Source organism: Flavobacterium sp. YO64 (assembly GCF_004119505.1).
Lineage (GTDB): Bacteria > Bacteroidota > Bacteroidia > Flavobacteriales > Flavobacteriaceae > Flavobacterium > Flavobacterium oncorhynchi.
Window position 1 is genome coordinate 109,725 of sequence record NZ_NRQV01000010.1, and the last position, 16,669, is coordinate 126,393.

Consider the following 16,669-nt stretch of genomic DNA (forward strand, 5'->3'; position numbering starts at 1 on the left):
AATCATTAAATTGTTATTAAAACCCTGTATGGTTTATGTTTAATTGCATATTGAAATGCTTCTAGGGTTTCTTGTAATGGAAATTCTTTTTCGATGAAAGTACCAAAAGGATAATCTGAAAAATGATCTTCAAAAAATGAAACGGCATTGATAAAATCTTCATAATTATAATTATGCATCCCTTTTATGCTTAATAATTTACGAATCATTACCTCAGCATTAACTTCAATACTTTCTGTTGGAGTTACGGCGCCTATCCAAATGTGTTCTGCTCCTACTGCGCTAAACTGCAAACCCGTTTTTATAGCTTCAATAGAACCGCTCATATCAATGATAACATCAAAACCTTTTTTATAAAATCCTGACGTTATTTGAGTAAGTTCTTCAATTGGATTTGAACTGTTATAAATATAATCGGCACCAAAAGATTTACTTTTCTCTAATCGCCTGTCATCAATATCAATCACCGTAACCGATGATGCTTTTTTCTGTTTTGCAATCGCTGCAGCAATTAAACCCAGAACTCCTGCGCCAAGAATTAAAACATTTTTGCTTTCAATTTGACTAATTAATCGATAAGCTGCCATTGCTGTAGCTCCAGCGCAATTAATAATTGGTGCAAATTTTTCATCTATAGAAGAAGGCAGTTTCAAAATCCCTGTTCCCTTTTTCAAAACACAATGCGTACCTAATCCGCCGTTAAACTTCTCGTTTTCGGTAAACTGAACGTGTCCGTATTTAAATAAACCAGCAGATTTTTGAGGCATTTTATCTCTTACAAACTCATCTGAATCTGTTGCAGCAAAAATGGTCCAAGTAATAAGATCACCCTCTTTTAAGATATTTCCATTTAAATCATAAAAAGGCTCGCTTTGCGATAATTCCAAAATTTCTCCTACGATCTCATGTCCTAAAACTATTGGCGACGGTTCTTTTCGTCTTCCTGTAAAAGTATGCAGGTCGCTGCCGCACAAAGTCGTGTATTTGTTTTTTACTAAAATCTCGCCTGCCTGCAATGCTGGCAAAGCCGTATATTCGGGAAGAATACTGCCGTTTTTTTCATTAAACAGCATAACACATGAACTACACATTTTTCTTTAAGTTGTTTAAGTTATCAATTGTAAAATCAGGGCCTTGCCTTTCGTCACCATCTCGCAGCAGTATATCGGAATTGAATTTATAACTGATGTTGATTTGCTTTTTACTCACTTTCAAAACAAAATAACCGTGAGCTGCAATATCATTGTAAATCATATGCGGATTAAGCTTGTATAAGAGTTTGCTTTTTTTGGCAATTTGCTCGCTGGTTAAGCGGTCATCATTTTTAGAAGTTATCGACGGCGTTAAAAACTCCCAAGCAATACGTTTATTACTGCCCGAATCTGGCGCGTTTAATTCTAAAACATGACTTTGATGATGATCTCCTGTTAAAATAATCGGCGGATTTTTCAAGCCCTCAAAAACTTCAATCAGCTGTTCTCTTTGATAAGGATAACCAGTCCACCAATCCTCTTCTTTTACCGTTTCTATTTTTTTGCTTTTATAACCTGTAAACATAACCTGATTTACAAGGAAATTCCATCTTGCATCACTATTTTTCAATTCATCTGACAAATGATCGAATTGTTTCTTGGAAATCATTTTTCGCTGCGGATTAAATTTCTCTGGGTCGCTGCTTAATAACTGTTTATCTCTGCCGTCTAATCGTTCTTCTAAGAAATAGAAATTAGCCTCCTTTCCTATTTTAATCGAACGAATCATTTCGCTTGTCGATTTAGCTCTCACAGGCATCCATTCAAAATAAGCTTGTACAGCAGCGGCACTTCTGTCAGTCCAATTCCCTTCGTTGATTTGATGATTTTTTGCTCCGCCGAAATAGGCATTATTAGCCAGTTCGTGATCGTCCCAAATACAGATAAAGGATTTTGTGCGATGTGCTTTTTGAAGCTCTTTATCTTTACGATAAAGAGCATATCTTTTTCTATAATCTGCTAATGAAATAAGCTCATGAAGCGGGTCGTTTAAACGATTACTTTCTTCAAGAAAAGCTTTATTAGCATATTGTCCTGTTCCGTATTCATAGATATAATCGCCTAAATGAAATACGTAATCAATCGCTTTATTATCTGCAATATGACGAAATGAGGTAAAATAGCCGTCTTCGTAATTGTTACAGCTTACAACTGCTATTTGAAGCGGTTTTAAAAGCGAATCAGGCAATGTTTTACAAACTCCAATATCAGAAGTCGTTTCGTTATAAATAAACCTGTAAAAATAAACCTGATTACTTTCTAGATTAGCTGCATCAATCTTAACCGTATAATCGCGGTCTTGTGATGTTGTTACGAAGCCTTTTTTTACGATATTTTTAAAAGCTTCATCATTTGCAATCTGCCATTCGACATTGCAAATCCCCGAAAATTCTGTAGTAATGCGTGTCCATAGTATTACGGCATCGTTTGTAGGATCTCCAGAAGCCACTCCATGCATAAAGTACGAATTGTTATTTTGGGCAAATAATGAAAATACTTTTACAGGAAACAACAGCGGAATCATTCCAAGCATTGACCTTTTTACAAAACCTCTTCTGTTCATCTTATCTTTATAAAAAACACAATAGTACTACTTGAATGTTACCTTTATGTTTAGAAATTATTAAAATCTATAGCTTGCTCCAATTTTACCACGAATACCGTAATACTCCACCTGCTCTGGTCTTGACACTACACCATGATAATAACGTAACTCTTGATTGTTAAGATTGTTAAGATCGATGAAGAATGTAATATTCTTAGGCGTTGTATAAGAAAGGTTCATATCGAGATGAAAATCTTTGTCCTGATATCTGTCAGCTCCTTTGTTATCGCGGATTTCCACTAAAAAGGCTTCACGATAATTGGCTGCCAATCGTGCTGCAAAACCTTTGTATTCGTATATAAGCGATGCATTAAAGATGTTTGGCGATTGATTCATTAAACCTATTTTTTCGTCGCCTCGATCTGATAATGTGGTTTCTGATTTTGTAAACGTGTAATTTGCTTTTAGACTAAAATTGCTTAAAAAACCAGGTAATTCTTTAAATTTCTTATTGAAACCTACTTCTATTCCGTACAAGAATGCATTGTCAGAATTTAAAGGTCTTGAAACTTTATACAAATCTTCGGCTCCGCCAACAGTTCTTATTTCGTCAGTTGTCGATGTATAAATTAAATCTTTAAGATCTTTATAGAAAACACTTCCTGTTACGTAATCGTTTTTGTTTAAATAATAAGAACCTACTACATCATAATTCCATGAAAATGTTGGTTTTAAATCGATGTTTCCTTCTACAACTGTATGATTATCGGGATTCACTCTATTACTCGGGCTCAATTCGTTAAAAGCTGGACGGGCAAAAGTTCTGGTAACTGCCGCTCTTAAATCCAATTTCTTTGATGGTTTGTAAATCAGATGCGCCATTGGTAAAAATGCACCGTAATTTTTACTTCCGTATATTGGTGTAACTACTTTGGTTTTATCATTAAACTCGTAGCTTTTTGCATCTACAGCTGTGTTTTCATATCGAACTCCACCCACAAAACGAAAATCGTCGTTAATATTCCATTCTGCAGATCCGTAACCTGCCCAAACTTTTTCGGTAGCATCATAATTACCTGTTGCATAACTTGAGTTAGTTACATCCTGATAGTTATACTTTAAGTTCTTAGCAATCGCAGGATTTCCCATTGGGTCAATAAAAGAGTTTTCTGTTGGATAATTGAATTTTAAATTATCATAATTATTATTCAATTCCGGAAACCAATTATTACTTGGAAATGCTTCTCTTTCCCATTGATTTAAATAGGCTTTTGGCGCTTTTGTATCGTAAATCCAGGTAATATAACGGTAGTCGTATGTACTGGTTTTGTTTCTAAATTTTCCTCCAAACTTAATTTTTAAATTTTCTTTTGCAGTATAATTAAAATCGGCGGCAGCTACTTGATCTTTCTCTTCAACATTACGAATTGAAGTTACATATCTGTCTAAATAATATTTTTCTGGATCATATGGCGCCGAAAAGTGCGGCTGAATATTATTGGATGGATCACCCACATAACCCGCTGGTCCGTCGCCTTGCAAAAACTTATAATTTGTACCGTCAACTTTTACCAAATTATCATATTTTACAGTTTGTATCCAGTTTCCGTAATAATAACCTCTATCATTTTTTGTTGCCGATGATGGACCATTATAACCTGCCCATGAAGTATAAGCAGCAACTTTGGCATTCATCTTCAACTTGTCTGATATTTTACTTTCGTATCCAAATTCACCACCATAATTTTTAAACAAATAATCTACAGTACTCCAACGCAATATGGCATTACTTGTCGTTTTATTAAAGTAGTGCATTGTTTTTCTGTTTTGCTCTTCGTCTAGAAATTGACTGTAGTAACCACGAGCGTAAATTTTGTTTCGGCTGTTAAAACGAAAATCTGTTGCAACATTAAATCCAGTATTGGTTCTCACTCCCTGATAATTTCTAACATCCAGCGTATTTACATTGTGTAATGCATTACCATAAACAACCTCATAATCATCTGTAGAATAAGTACGTCGATTGTAATTGGTCATGGCTAGAAAGCCGAATTTCTTCTTAAAAAATCGGTTACCGTATAATACTGTGCTATTATATCCCACTTTATCGTCTGCACGAAGATTAACAGGAATGGCAACAGTCGCACGAAAAGTTTCTTTTTTAGGAGAAAACTTCGGGATGTAATTAATCGTTCCTCCAATAGCATCTCCTTCATATTCTGGTGTAATTGCTTTTACAACCTGAATATATTCGAGAAATTCTGTTGGCAGTAAATCCATTGGCACGGTACGATTACCAAGCAAATCTCCTGAGGTTTTTGCCGATGGCATTCGGTCTCCGTTAATTGTGGCCGAACTCCATTGCGACGGTGTTCCTCTTACAGTTACGTATCTTCCTTCTCCCTGATCTCTGTCTATACTCACACCCGGAATTCTTTGTACGGCCTCAGCTGCACTAATATCAGGCATTTTACCCATTGCATCTGCACTAACAACATCCATAATAGCATTTGAACTTTGGCGCATATCCATCGCTTTTCGTTCTCCGCTGCTATAATATTCTAAAACTACTTCATCCAGTTTTTCTTCCCTACCAGCGAGAACAATAGTTCCTAAATCAATATTTTTTGTTGAAACGTTTACTGCAATTTTTTTTGAAGTATAGTTTTCACTTGAAATTTCTAAATGATATTGCCCTGCTTTAAGTTTAAAAGAGAAATTACCATTTTGGTCTGTGTCTACAGTTCTAGATTGCTCTATAACTAAAATCGAAGCCGGATGTAAAGGTCCGGATTCACTGCTGATTTTACCTTTAACTTCTTGTGCATACGAAGTTGTTAAGAATAATGCAGCTGCAATGTACAGTAAAGCCTTCATGAGTTTATTAATTAAAGTTTGTTTTTTAATTCTGATAAATCGTCAATAATATAATGGTGGAAGTGATGCTCTAATTCTTCTCGGCTGTATGCTCCAGTGGTTACACCAACTACTAATCCGCATTTTGCATTTTCACCTTGTTGTAAGTCTGACATTGTATCACCGACTTTTCCAACTAATGAAGCATCTGCGATATTAAAGTGCTCCATAGCTCTAAAAATCATATCTGGATAAGGACGTCCGTGCTCAACCTCATCAGATGTAATACTGAAATCGAAATCAACACCTTGTTTCCAGTTTAGTTTTTCGAAAATAGCATCGGCAATCGGACGAGAAAATCCTGTATCGAAAGCTACTTTTATCCCATTTTTTCTTAAGTACTGAATCGTTTCATGAGCATTTGAAGTTGCTTTTACATCATTGCTCTTCTCATAAAAAGCAATCATTTTTGCTACAAAAACTTGATGGATTTTATTTATTAACTCAGGTCTTTTCTCTTCCAATAAAATCGAAATCGCTACTGGTTTTTCATAACCCATTACTACATTAATCTGATCAAGAGAAAAATCATAACCAAATTCCTTTAAAACGGTTTGCAATGTTAAGCCAACTTTATTTTCATCATGGACTGTTGTGCCAGCCATATCAAATACAATTAATTCCATATTTTTGTCTATTTTTACAGTGCAATATTACTATACAAATGTTTACTATATGTAAACAAATTATGAAGTAATGTTTATTATAAATAAACTTTTGTATACAAATACTAAACATGGAAGGAGCTATTTTACTTGAAATCAGTAAGAGAATAAAACAATACCGAATCGAAAAAGGATTTACTGTACAGGAACTTGCAGATTTAAGTGACGTAAGCAAAGGCATGATTTCTCAGATTGAGAACGGAAGAAGCATTCCTTCATTAACAGTTTTACTCAGCGTCGTTTCTGCTCTGCAGATTAACTTGAGCGAATTCTTTAAGGATATGACTCAGGAAGATGAAATGGTGCTTATAAAAAGAAAAGACGAATACGACCTGTTTCAAAAGGAAGGATCAAATGGGTTTTCGTACGAGCGTTTTTTAACCCGCACCATAAAAAATTCTACTATTGATATTGTTTTCTTAACTCTTGAACCTAATAGTTACAGAGATCAGGTAAGTACTGATGCTTTTGAATATAAATACATTATATCCGGCGAAGTTGATTATTTGATAGCAAATGAAACCTACACTTTAAAAGAAGGTGATTCGCTGTTTTTTGATGGAAGATTGAAACACGTGCCGATCAACAAAAGCAAAAAGCCTGTAAAAATGCTAATCGTATATTTTTTCGATAATTAAAAAATTACTTTTTTAGCCGACAATAAAAAATCCCAAGTATCATCTTATTGATACTTGGGATTTTCTTTTTTCTAAAATCTTAAACTATTACTTCAAAGAAGCCATATCAATTACAAAACGATATCTTACATCGCTTTTCAGCATTCTTTCGTAAGCTTCGTTAATTTCCTGCATTTTAATAATTTCAATTTCCGAAACGATATTGTGTTTTCCACAAAAATCTAACATCTCTTGTGTTTCGGCAATACCGCCAATTACAGAACCTGCAACAGATTTTCTGCCTAAAATCATTGGCACCGTATTTAAAATAGGTTCTAAACCTCCTAAATAACCCACTAGAACCAAAGTTCCGCTGATACTTAACGTAGCAACATAAGGATTTACATCATGCACATATGGAACGGTATCAATAATTAAATCAAATTTTCCGCTTACTGCATTCATCTGATTATTATCTGTTGAAATTACTACAGCATCTGCACCGAGTTCTAAAGCGTCTTTTTCTTTATCTGGAGTTCTTGAAAACAAGGTAACTTCGGCACCAAGACCTTTTGCCAGTTTAATAGCCATATGTCCAAGTCCGCCCAAACCAACTACCGCGACTTTGCTTCCTTTGCCAACATTCCAGTGTTTTAATGGTGACCAAGTTGTAATTCCTGCACAAAGTAATGGTGCAACAGCCGCTAAATTTAAGTTTGCAGGCACTTTTAAAACAAAATGTTCATCAACAACTACTTTTTGAGAATAACCACCATAAGTATGTCCGCCTAAATGAACATCTCGTCCATTGTAAGTTCCTGTAAAACCATTTAGGCAATACTGCTCAAGGTCATTTTTACAACTATCACAAGTATGGCACGAATCGACCAAACACCCTACTCCTGCTAAATCGCCGACTTTAAGTTTCGTTACTTCGCTTCCTACCTTAGTTACTCTTCCCACAATTTCATGACCGGGAACAGCTGGATATTGTGTTCCTCCCCAATCGTTTCTTGCAGTATGTAAATCTGAATGACAGACACCACAATACAAAATTTCTATTTCGATGTCTTTTGCCAAAACTTCTCTGCGCGCGATTGTCATTTCTTCTAATGATGCATCGGCTGCAATGGTTCCAAATGCTTTTGCGTTAATTGTGTTCATACTTTATATATTAAATTATAGTGTAAAATTAAAAACCCTCTCTCTTTAAAAATAACAGAAAAGAAACATTTACTTATGAAATTCAAACAATTCTAAACCTTATAAAGGTAACTAATTGAATTGTTTTTTCATAACCAAAAAACAACTTAACAACTAAAAATCAATGCTTTAAAAACAAAAAAACTTCAGCAAGCATCGATTTTATACTGATAATTATATAATTACAAAGTTCAATGATATAAGCTTTCCAGCAATTATCGTTTTAACTTTGAAAAGAGCATTTTTTGAACTATAAACCGAAGATTATGGATTTATACATTTTCATACAACTGGTTTTAATTTCGGGAGCTGCGACATCAGCAATGACGTGGTTCAGTTACTTTATGTCTAAAAATTACAGAAAATTATACCGAGACCCCGTACTTCTAAACTCAGTATTAGTCCAAATGAACATTAATATCACGACTGAGTCTAAAAATAATTTGGGATGGTTTCTTCATTTTGTAATTGGCTTTCTATTTGTAGGTGCCTATCATATCATTTGGACAGAGGATATTTTAGCAGTTTCAGCACTTAGTGCTCTTATACTTGGAGTTATCAGTGGTATAATTGGTATAATCAGCTGGATGTTTATTTTTAAAATCACTCATTATCATCCCTCCATTGGATTTAGAGAGTACTATATTCAGCTGTTTTTTGCCCATATCATTTTTGCTGCCGCTGCAACAGCTCTTTACTTTCTTACTCTAATTATGCTTATTGTTACAAAAGCCTTTTTTACTGTATAAACACTGTAAAAAACTAACCAAAACACAAACAAACATTCTCAAAATAAATAATGGCGCTTTATCGCGCCATTATAACTTATTTATCCAAATTGTAAGTGTTACTTTTTATCAATTTTATAAAGCCTTCCTTGATCTGTTACAGCATACAACGCACCATCACTGCCTTGCGTAATATCTCTAAAACGCTGATTTTCGCTGGCAAGAAGTCTTTCTTCTCCTGCAACTTTATTGTCTTTAATAACAAGGCGAACGATGTGCATACCGCTTAAACAGCCAACAAACAAATTGTTTTCCCATTCTGGTATACGATTTCCGGCATAAAAAGTAATTCCGCTTGGCGATACAACGGGATCCCAATAATAAACGGGCTGTTCCATTCCTTCTTTTTGTTGAATTCCTGTACCAATTGGTTCTCCGCTATACTCAATTCCGTATGTAATTATCGGCCAGCCATAATTTAATCCAGCCTGAAGGCGATTAATTTCATCACCTCCTCGCGGTCCGTGTTCGCTCAACCAAATTTCTTTTGTAATTGGATGTACAGCCAATCCCTGTGGATTTCTATGTCCGTAAGTAAACAATTCAGGCAATGCTCCTGCTCCCGCAAAAGTTGGATTTCCAGTTGCTGCTTTTCCGTCTTTGGTGATTCTGATCACTTTTCCTAAGCTAGCTGTTAAAGATTGCGCCAAAGGTCTGGTTTCTAAAACGGAACGTTCTCCTGTGCTCACAATAAGGTTTCCAGTTTGATCAAAAAGAATTCGTCCTCCATAATGCAAATTACTAGCGTTTGCTGGACTTGAACGATAAATTACTGTAGCATTTTCGATCGTTTTCTCATCATTGGATAATTTTCCCTTTGCCACCGAAGATACATTCCCGCCCGAAACCGCTTCGGAGAAAACCCAGTAAATCATTCGGTTTGAAGTAAAATCAGGATCCAAACACAACCCTAATAAACCACCTTGTCCTGAAGCATTTACTGCTGGCAGACCAGTAATAGGAGCGCTTACAACTCCTGCAGGAGTAACAATACGCATTGTTCCTATTTTTTGAGTAACCAAAAGACGTCCGTCTGGCAGACTTTTTACTCCCCACGGATTTGTTAATTCTGATGTAAGAACAACAGCCTGAAACGCTGTATTGGTAGTCACGCCATTTACTCGGGTTTGCCCCGCAAATGCAGGTTTATAATTAGAATTTGGCTTTTCTTTTTCTACAGGATCCGTTTTTGTTCCTCCCTCATTCTTTGCTTTATCATTACTTGAACAGCTGAACATCAAAAAAGCAGTTGAAAGAACAAAAATGTATTTAATTTTTTTCATAGCAGTTATTAGTTAATTTGGGTTAATACAAACAAATATCTAAAATTAAGAATATTAAATTTTATAGGATTTTTATTTTAACTTATAGAATTTCACCAATTTACAAAAAAAAAGTCCAATCGAGTTGAATTGGACTTTTGAATTCTTTTAAAGAAAAACTTAGAGTTTTATTGCAATTTTCCCAATTGTTTTTCCTGACTCTAAAAGCTGGTGCGCCTTTTTTAGATTATCTGCTGTAAGACCTATTAATGTTTCATTTAAAGTCGTTTTCAAAACACCTTCATCTAACAAATCGGCTATTTTATTTAAAATGTTGTGCTGTTCGATCATATCTTCTGTTTGAAACATCGAACGTGTATACATTAACTCCCAAGAAAAGGATACACTTTTGCTTTTCAATTTATTCAACGCCACAGGATCACTGCTTCCAGTAATTGAAGCAATATGTCCTTGAGGTTTTATCAATTCAACCATTAAATCCCAGTACAAGTTTGTATCGACAAAGTCTAAAATAAAATCTACATTTTCAAAACCAGCTTCTCTAACAGATGCAATTAAGTTTTTATGATCAACAACAAAGTCTGCTCCTTGCTTTTTGCACCAATCTATCGTTTCTGGACGTGAAGCTGTTGCAATTACAGTTAAACCAGCGATTTTTTTAGCAAGTTGAATTGCAATCGACCCAACTCCTCCGGCACCTCCGATTATTAAAATTGATTTTCCTTTATCTTTCTCCGGATTTATTCGGATTCGATCAAACAAAATTTCCCAAGCTGTTAAGCCTGTCAACGGTATAACAGCAGCTTCTTCGATACTTAACGATTTTGGCTTTCTGCCGGTAATTCGTTCATCAATAATTTGATATTCGGCATTGCTTCCTTGTTTTGTAATATCGCCCGCATAATAAACCTCGTCTCCTTTTTTAAACAGTGAAACATTTTCGCCAACAGCTTCTACAATTCCAACAGCATCCCAGCCAATAATCTTCGGATTTTCTAAAACGGTATCTTTAGCACTGCTCTGGCGAACTTTAAAATCTACCGGATTTACTGAAATGGCATCTATTTTTACTAATAAATCATGGGCAGCAGGAACTGGTTTTGACGTTTCAAATTCAATAAAACTGTCTTTTTCCCCTATAGCCAATGATGTTTTAAATCCTATTGCTTTCATTTTTATACTTTTTTATTTCGTTATATCTGTTTTTAGTACTTACCTCAACTAGTTTACTCTAACAAAGATACAAGGAGATTAAAGTTTAAATATGGTATATTTTAATCCTATAATGGTACAAATTCAGCATTGTAAATATAAATTCATCATACGCTCTGAATATTATAATTGTAAATTTGTAAAAAGTAAAATACTCTATTATGATTATCAGAAAAGCTGTTATCTCCGATTCTAAATACATTGCGCCAATTTTGTTACTTGCAATGGAAGACATTATTTATAAATTTATCTGCAAAGACGATTATAACAGCGCACTTGACTTTCTGCAGCATTTTGTCGAAACAGAAAACAATCAGTATTCCTATCAAAATTGTTATGTAGCCGAAGCTGACAATGAAATTATCGGTGCAGTTAATCTTTATGATGGTGCCGATTTGCAAAAATTGCGCAATCCGATAATCGAATATGTGAGAAGTAATTACAATCCCGATTTTAATCCAGAAGATGAAACGCAGGCTGGAGAGTATTACATTGACTCTTTAGGCATAAATCCGAAACATCAGGGAAAAGGAATTGGTTCTGCAATTCTGCAATTTTTAATTGATAAATACGTTCATAAAAATAAAGAGACTTTAGGTTTACTTGTAGAAGAAGATAATCCAAATGCCAAAAAGTTATATTTAAAACTTGGTTTTAAACCCGTTGGACATAAAACTTTGGTAAAAAAGAATTTGGAACATCTTCAAATTAACTAAAATAAAAATAGATGAGAAACGTATCGACAGCAGATGCAGGATTAGTATTAAGAATAGTTTTAGGAATTACAATGCTTTCGGCAGTAGCAGATCGATTTGGACTTTGGGGCGCACCAGGATCTAACGCAGTTGCGTGGGGAAACTGGGAAAATTTTGTTATCTATACACAGTCTCTTAACACGTGGGCCAGTAAATCTACCGCAGAAATACTAGGCGCAGCAGCGACATTTTTTGAAATTCTGCTTGCCGTATTATTACTCAGCGGGTTTAAAACTAGAATTGCAGCTTTTGGCACCGCTGTTTTAATGCTTCTTTTTGCGCTCGCAATGGCTGGTTCTGTTTCAATAAAAGCACCATTTGATTATTCTGTTTTTACCAGTGCAGCTGCGGCTTTACTGCTTTCAACAATTGCTAAGACCACTTTTGCGGTTGATAATAGGATTTGATTGCCAATGCTTATAAATAAAAAAGAGTTTGCATAGCAAACTCTTTTTTTATGCTCATGAACTACAAACTATAAACCACCAACCATAAACTAAAAACCTTTTTAAGCCATTTTTAAGCCCCTTATTTTTTCAGGAACTGATATGTATTCGTAAATTAGCCACAAACAAAACATATCTTAATGACAGTACTTACATTTACCCTGATTATGCTTCTTGGCGCTTTTATGGCTGGTTTCATTGGTTCGTTGTCAGGATTGGGCGGTGGTATAATTATTATTCCTTTATTGACTATTATACTTGGTGTTGATATACATTATGCAATTGGAGCAGCTTTAGTTTCGGTAATTGCAACTTCTTCCGGCTCTGCGGCGGCTTATGTAAAAGAAGGAATTACAAATATGCGTCTTGGGATTTTTCTTGAAATCGCAACCACTATTGGTGCTGTTGGAGGCGCTTTACTTTCGGCAATTGCTCCTACTTCTTTCATTGCTGTTTTATTTGGACTTACATTGATTTTTTCGGCAATAAATTCTCTTAGAAAAAAAGAAGAACATATTGTTTTAGAATCAAGTCCTTTGGCTAAAAAACTAAAACTAGAAGGAACTTATCCTACTCATAACGGAGAAGTTGTTCATTACGGAACAAAAAATGTTATTGGAGGTTTCAGCATGATGGGACTTGCCGGAATGATGTCTGGTTTACTCGGAATAGGTTCTGGTGCTTTCAAAGTAATTGCAATGGATAATATTATGCGCATTCCGTTTAAGGTTTCGACTACAACAAGTAATTTTATGATGGGCGTTACAGCGATGGCAAGTTCAGTAATTTATATTCAAAAAGGATATATCGAACCCGGAATATGTATGCCGGTTGTTATTGGTGTATTGTTTGGCGCTATGGCGGGTGCTAAAATTTTGGTTAGAACAAACCCTAAAAAACTACGAATCTTTTTTGCGTGCTTGATCTTTGTTCTCGCAATTAATATGATATATAATGGACTTAATGGAAAAATCTAAAGTTATGCAGCACGAAAAATTTGGAGAAAAAGATTTTCAAACCATTATTGGTAATTTACTGCGTTACGGCGTTTGGATTTCTCTATCAGTAGCTTTTATTGGAGGTATCGTTTATTTAATGCATCATGGAAGTGACATTGAAAATTATTCCGTTTTTAAAGAAAATGACCGCAATATCTTTGAAGTAATTTCAACTGTTTATCAGGGAGTACTTCAAGGTAATGGGGAATATTTAATCTATTTTGGAATCATTTTGCTCTTCTTAACACCAGTTCTAAGGGTTATATTCTCTTTATTTTCATTCTTCCTTGAAAAAGATTATTTATATGTCGTGATTACTCTAATTGTAATTTTGATTATTATAACTAGTATTTCTTTTGGATTCTCGCATTAATTTAATCCTTCAAATTATATATCAAACAGATAGAAAAAGTGTTTTTCAGCATATTAATATAAGCTTTATTCTATTTTTCTATGTGTTAAATACTATTCCTTAGACAAAAACTAAACATAAATTTCACCTTTCAAATACAGTACAGCCTGACCAGATAATTTTACTCTCTCATTTAATAAAGTACATTTTATACTGCCTGTTCGCTCTGAAAGCTGAAAAGCACTTAACTGTTTCTTATTTAATTTTTCTGCCCAAAAAGGAGTAAGTGTTGTATGCGCAGATCCACAAACAGGATCTTCGTTTACACCAACTGCAGGTGCAAAAAAACGAGAGACAAAATCATGCTCAAGACCTGGCGCTGTTACAATAATTCCTCTTGCTTCTATTTTTTTTATAAGCGGTAAATTGGGTTTTAGTTTTTGAATATCTTCTTGTTTTTCAAAAAGCAGCATATAATCTGTTCTGCCTTTGTATACAGTAATTGGTGTTTTGTCTGTTAAAGATTTGAATTCATCTGACAATATTACTTCTTGAGGGATATCCACAGGAAAATCTAAAACAAAATTAGATTCTTCAACGGCTACAGATAAATTACCGCTTCTTGGAGAATAAAATTCAATTACATCTTTATTAAAACCTTCTTGAGTAAAAAGTACAAAAGCTGTTGCTAAAGTAGCGTGCCCGCATAAATCTACCTCAACTGTTGGAGTAAACCATCTTATTTCATATTTATTTTCTTTGGACACATAAAATGCCGTTTCAGACAAATTATTCTCTAAAGCAATTTTTAAAAGCAAATCATCAGGAAGCCATTCTTTCAATGGACAGACTGCTGCAGGATTACCTTTAAAAACACAATCTGTAAAAGCATCAACTTGATATATCGTAAGTTTCATAACTATAAATTTTAAATCGTATTTTTTATTAACTGACCTAATCGCTTTAAGTCAAATTCGGTTTTTTCATTCCATTCTACAGCAAAATTAAGCCTCATACAATTGTTGTATTGATCGTGCTGTGTAAAAATTCTGCCCGGTGCAAATCCTATTTTTTGTTTTACAGCGGTATCAAAAAGTACTGCTGTATCAATACTTTTGTCTAATTCAAGCCAAAGGAACGAACCTCCCTGCGGTTGTGAAATCTTTGTATTTTCTGGAAAATGATCCTCAATAGTTCGCTGAAAATGAAGCGAATTAGTATATAATGTGTTTCTAAAATTTCTTAAATGATGATCGTATCTTCCATGCTCTAAAAAATCAGCAACTACTTCTTGATACAATGAAGGCTGACAAATAGTCTGTACTAACTTTTCTCTGATTATCTGATCCTTAAATTTACCCGGAACAACCCATCCTACTCTATATCCCGGAGCCAAAGTTTTAGAAACAGAACCGCACCACATTACTATACCAGCTTCATCATAATATTTACACGGTTTTGGTCTTGATCTTCCAAAGAAAAGATTCCCATACAAATCGTCTTCTATAAGAGGAATATTATGATGTGTGAGCATTTTTACCAATTCGATTTTACTTTCATCCGGCATCAAACTTCCAAGCGGATTACTGAAATTGGTCACAAAACAACAGACATCAATTTTATGAATTACTTTTTTCAACGCTTCTAAATCGATACCAGTAACAGGATGAGTCGGCAATTCAATAATATTAAGTCCTAAAGTTTGGGCAACTTGAATAATTCCAAAATAAACAGGACTTTCAATCGCAATGGTATCGCCTCTTTTGGCAACAGCCATTAAACAATTATAGATAGCATTCATGGCGCCAGAAGTAATTACAAAATCATCTTCAGCTAATTTTCCATCTAATATAAATGACCATTTTGCTACATTTCGTCTCAAGTTTGCATTTCCTTGAACGGGCTCATAACTTGTACCGCTTTCAGCCCAATTGCGTGCTGCTTTCAAAAGTCCTTTGTTCAGCTTTGCAATTGGAAGCAGACTTTCATCTGGAACTCCTAATGAAAATCGGCTGATACTTTTATCCTTCAGCGTATCAAAAACCTTTGTAATCAAATCTTCTGGAGCGACTTGCTTTTCAGACAGTTTAAGCTTATTCATTGAAGGTATTGCGAGCTTTCTGTTTGATGTTTTACTAATGTAAAATCCAGATTTTGGCCGAGATTCTATCAGCGATTTACTTTCTAATTCTAAAAATGCCTGTTTTATCGTATTTAAACTTACATCGTATAACTTTTGTAAAGCACGAATTGATGGAAGTTTATCTCCAATTTTTAAAGTTTCAGAGAATATCTGCTCTTCAATTATATTTGCAATTTTTAGATATAAAACTTCTTTTGCCATCTTTTACCTCTTAATCTGTATCCTGTAAAAATATAAAAATTAAATCTGTAACCGTTTAAAATTAATTACAAACGCTTAACCAATTGGATAATTTCTCGGCTGCATTTTGAATTTTAACCGAACGCTTTTCAGCATCTTTAAATGTTGAATTAAAAATTGTTTCTGCATGAAACTTCAAACTTTGTTCTGCTTCAATGCTGTAAAATTCTTTCTCCCAATACGAATTAATTTCAGGCTCTTCTGCATTATTAATGGTAACAAAAGCATAACCAATAATTCGATTTTCAAAAGAAGCAATACTTAAAGGAATCCCCAAATTATTGATTAAGTACAATGATTTATCTTTAGAATTACTATTTAAAGCACTTTTATTTTGGTACATATTAACAACAGCTTTTAATGACGATACATTAACTTCATTAAACTGAATTTTGGCTGTATGAGTGGTTTTCATTTCTCTAGTTATTTAGTTTCAAAGCAAAATTAGCGGGCTGAACAGATTAGATACAGATA

General features: G+C 34.4%; 16 protein-coding genes. 6 read left to right on the forward strand and 10 right to left on the reverse strand.

The genetic code is table 11. The features are described from left to right. Positions 1–5: 5 nt before the first annotated feature. From BOW57_RS09365 to BOW57_RS09380, 4 genes are read right to left on the reverse strand one after another with little or no spacing between them, the layout of a single operon-like run. Positions 6–1,091 carry a zinc-binding dehydrogenase gene (locus BOW57_RS09365; RefSeq protein WP_129053894.1) on the reverse strand — a complete coding sequence of 362 codons (1,086 nt, stop codon included), beginning with the start codon at positions 1,089–1,091 and terminating at the stop codon, positions 6–8. Then, entirely contained in the window at positions 1,084–2,595 is a 1,512-nt protein-coding gene (locus tag BOW57_RS09370; RefSeq protein ID WP_129053895.1) for an alkaline phosphatase, read from the reverse strand. Before BOW57_RS09370 ends, BOW57_RS09365 begins: the two co-directional genes overlap by 8 nt. A gap of 60 nt (positions 2,596–2,655) precedes the next feature. Continuing rightward, positions 2,656–5,454 carry a TonB-dependent receptor gene (locus BOW57_RS09375; RefSeq protein WP_129053896.1) on the reverse strand — a complete coding sequence of 933 codons (2,799 nt, stop codon included), beginning with the start codon at positions 5,452–5,454 and terminating at the stop codon, positions 2,656–2,658. Between the two features lie 11 nt (positions 5,455–5,465). Continuing rightward, positions 5,466–6,119: an HAD hydrolase-like protein gene (locus tag BOW57_RS09380; protein ID WP_129053897.1), complete on the reverse strand. Its 654-nt coding sequence runs from the start codon at positions 6,117–6,119 to the stop codon at positions 5,466–5,468. A 110-nt stretch (positions 6,120–6,229) separates the two neighbouring features. On the opposite strand from BOW57_RS09380, the gene BOW57_RS09385 reads away from it, so the two are divergent. Continuing rightward, positions 6,230–6,796 (forward strand): helix-turn-helix domain-containing protein, encoded by a 567-nt coding sequence (locus BOW57_RS09385; RefSeq protein ID WP_089055530.1) that lies wholly within the window; start codon positions 6,230–6,232, stop codon positions 6,794–6,796. A gap of 87 nt (positions 6,797–6,883) precedes the next feature. On the opposite strand, the gene BOW57_RS09390 is transcribed toward BOW57_RS09385, so the two are convergent. Beyond that, positions 6,884–7,939, reverse strand: a complete 1,056-nt coding sequence (locus BOW57_RS09390; RefSeq protein ID WP_129053898.1) for an NAD(P)-dependent alcohol dehydrogenase — start codon at positions 7,937–7,939, stop codon at positions 6,884–6,886. Between the two features lie 305 nt (positions 7,940–8,244). Between BOW57_RS09390 and BOW57_RS09395 the strand changes: the two genes are divergently transcribed. Further along, positions 8,245–8,727, forward strand: coding sequence for a hypothetical protein (locus BOW57_RS09395; RefSeq protein ID WP_129053899.1), 483 nt, complete (start codon positions 8,245–8,247; stop codon positions 8,725–8,727). Positions 8,728–8,825: 98 nt separating this feature from the next. Here the strand turns inward: BOW57_RS09395 and BOW57_RS09400 are convergent, their stop codons facing one another. Together BOW57_RS09400 and BOW57_RS09405 are read right to left on the reverse strand one after the other, a co-directional pair. Next, complete coding sequence (locus BOW57_RS09400) at positions 8,826–10,049, reverse strand: PQQ-dependent sugar dehydrogenase (RefSeq protein WP_129053900.1); 1,224 nt, start codon at positions 10,047–10,049, stop codon at positions 8,826–8,828. A gap of 159 nt (positions 10,050–10,208) precedes the next feature. Beyond that, positions 10,209–11,222, reverse strand: coding sequence for a zinc-binding alcohol dehydrogenase family protein (locus BOW57_RS09405; protein ID WP_129053901.1), 1,014 nt, complete (start codon positions 11,220–11,222; stop codon positions 10,209–10,211). A 200-nt stretch (positions 11,223–11,422) separates the two neighbouring features. On the opposite strand from BOW57_RS09405, the gene BOW57_RS09410 reads away from it, so the two are divergent. The 4 genes from BOW57_RS09410 to BOW57_RS09425 all read left to right on the forward strand — a co-directional run bounded on the left by BOW57_RS09410 (position 11,423) and on the right by BOW57_RS09425 (position 13,833). Continuing rightward, positions 11,423–11,977, forward strand: coding sequence for a GNAT family N-acetyltransferase (locus tag BOW57_RS09410; RefSeq protein ID WP_129053902.1), 555 nt, complete (start codon positions 11,423–11,425; stop codon positions 11,975–11,977). A gap of 11 nt (positions 11,978–11,988) precedes the next feature. Continuing rightward, positions 11,989–12,423: a DoxX family membrane protein gene (locus BOW57_RS09415; protein ID WP_089055536.1), complete on the forward strand. Its 435-nt coding sequence runs from the start codon at positions 11,989–11,991 to the stop codon at positions 12,421–12,423. 179 nt (positions 12,424–12,602) lie between these two features. Then, positions 12,603–13,439 carry a sulfite exporter TauE/SafE family protein gene (locus BOW57_RS09420; RefSeq protein WP_089055537.1) on the forward strand — a complete coding sequence of 279 codons (837 nt, stop codon included), beginning with the start codon at positions 12,603–12,605 and terminating at the stop codon, positions 13,437–13,439. Further along, positions 13,426–13,833, forward strand: a complete 408-nt coding sequence (locus BOW57_RS09425; RefSeq protein ID WP_129053903.1) for a DUF1634 domain-containing protein — start codon at positions 13,426–13,428, stop codon at positions 13,831–13,833. The genes BOW57_RS09420 and BOW57_RS09425 overlap by 14 nt, the downstream gene beginning before the upstream one ends. A gap of 110 nt (positions 13,834–13,943) precedes the next feature. Here BOW57_RS09425 and BOW57_RS09430 read toward each other — a convergent pair whose 3' ends face one another. From BOW57_RS09430 to BOW57_RS09440, 3 genes are all read right to left on the reverse strand, one after another. Further along, positions 13,944–14,729: a PhzF family phenazine biosynthesis protein gene (locus tag BOW57_RS09430; RefSeq protein ID WP_129053904.1), complete on the reverse strand. Its 786-nt coding sequence runs from the start codon at positions 14,727–14,729 to the stop codon at positions 13,944–13,946. A gap of 11 nt (positions 14,730–14,740) precedes the next feature. Next, the gene (locus tag BOW57_RS09435) at positions 14,741–16,156 is read right to left on the reverse strand and encodes a PLP-dependent aminotransferase family protein (protein ID WP_089055539.1); all 1,416 of its coding nucleotides are present in this window, start codon (positions 16,154–16,156) and stop codon (positions 14,741–14,743) included. A gap of 61 nt (positions 16,157–16,217) precedes the next feature. Continuing rightward, positions 16,218–16,610 carry a hypothetical protein gene (locus BOW57_RS09440; protein ID WP_129053905.1) on the reverse strand — a complete coding sequence of 131 codons (393 nt, stop codon included), beginning with the start codon at positions 16,608–16,610 and terminating at the stop codon, positions 16,218–16,220. Between the last annotated feature and the right edge of the window lie 59 nt (positions 16,611–16,669).

What these genes read in the sequence shown, in the direction of transcription:
- BOW57_RS09365 (WP_129053894.1), bottom strand. Translation starts at nt 1,091, where the DNA reads ATGTGTAGTTCATGTGTTATGCTGTTTAATGAAAAAAACGGCAGTATT.
- BOW57_RS09370 (WP_129053895.1), bottom strand. Translation starts at nt 2,595, where the DNA reads ATGAACAGAAGAGGTTTTGTAAAAAGGTCAATGCTTGGAATGATTCCG.
- BOW57_RS09375 (WP_129053896.1), bottom strand. Translation starts at nt 5,454, where the DNA reads ATGAAGGCTTTACTGTACATTGCAGCTGCATTATTCTTAACAACTTCG.
- BOW57_RS09380 (WP_129053897.1), bottom strand. Translation starts at nt 6,119, where the DNA reads ATGGAATTAATTGTATTTGATATGGCTGGCACAACAGTCCATGATGAA.
- BOW57_RS09385 (WP_089055530.1), top strand. Translation starts at nt 6,230, where the DNA reads ATGGAAGGAGCTATTTTACTTGAAATCAGTAAGAGAATAAAACAATAC.
- BOW57_RS09390 (WP_129053898.1), bottom strand. Translation starts at nt 7,939, where the DNA reads ATGAACACAATTAACGCAAAAGCATTTGGAACCATTGCAGCCGATGCA.
- BOW57_RS09395 (WP_129053899.1), top strand. Translation starts at nt 8,245, where the DNA reads ATGGATTTATACATTTTCATACAACTGGTTTTAATTTCGGGAGCTGCG.
- BOW57_RS09400 (WP_129053900.1), bottom strand. Translation starts at nt 10,049, where the DNA reads ATGAAAAAAATTAAATACATTTTTGTTCTTTCAACTGCTTTTTTGATG.
- BOW57_RS09405 (WP_129053901.1), bottom strand. Translation starts at nt 11,222, where the DNA reads ATGAAAGCAATAGGATTTAAAACATCATTGGCTATAGGGGAAAAAGAC.
- BOW57_RS09410 (WP_129053902.1), top strand. Translation starts at nt 11,423, where the DNA reads ATGATTATCAGAAAAGCTGTTATCTCCGATTCTAAATACATTGCGCCA.
- BOW57_RS09415 (WP_089055536.1), top strand. Translation starts at nt 11,989, where the DNA reads ATGAGAAACGTATCGACAGCAGATGCAGGATTAGTATTAAGAATAGTT.
- BOW57_RS09420 (WP_089055537.1), top strand. Translation starts at nt 12,603, where the DNA reads ATGACAGTACTTACATTTACCCTGATTATGCTTCTTGGCGCTTTTATG.
- BOW57_RS09425 (WP_129053903.1), top strand. Translation starts at nt 13,426, where the DNA reads ATGGAAAAATCTAAAGTTATGCAGCACGAAAAATTTGGAGAAAAAGAT.
- BOW57_RS09430 (WP_129053904.1), bottom strand. Translation starts at nt 14,729, where the DNA reads ATGAAACTTACGATATATCAAGTTGATGCTTTTACAGATTGTGTTTTT.
- BOW57_RS09435 (WP_089055539.1), bottom strand. Translation starts at nt 16,156, where the DNA reads ATGGCAAAAGAAGTTTTATATCTAAAAATTGCAAATATAATTGAAGAG.
- BOW57_RS09440 (WP_129053905.1), bottom strand. Translation starts at nt 16,610, where the DNA reads ATGAAAACCACTCATACAGCCAAAATTCAGTTTAATGAAGTTAATGTA.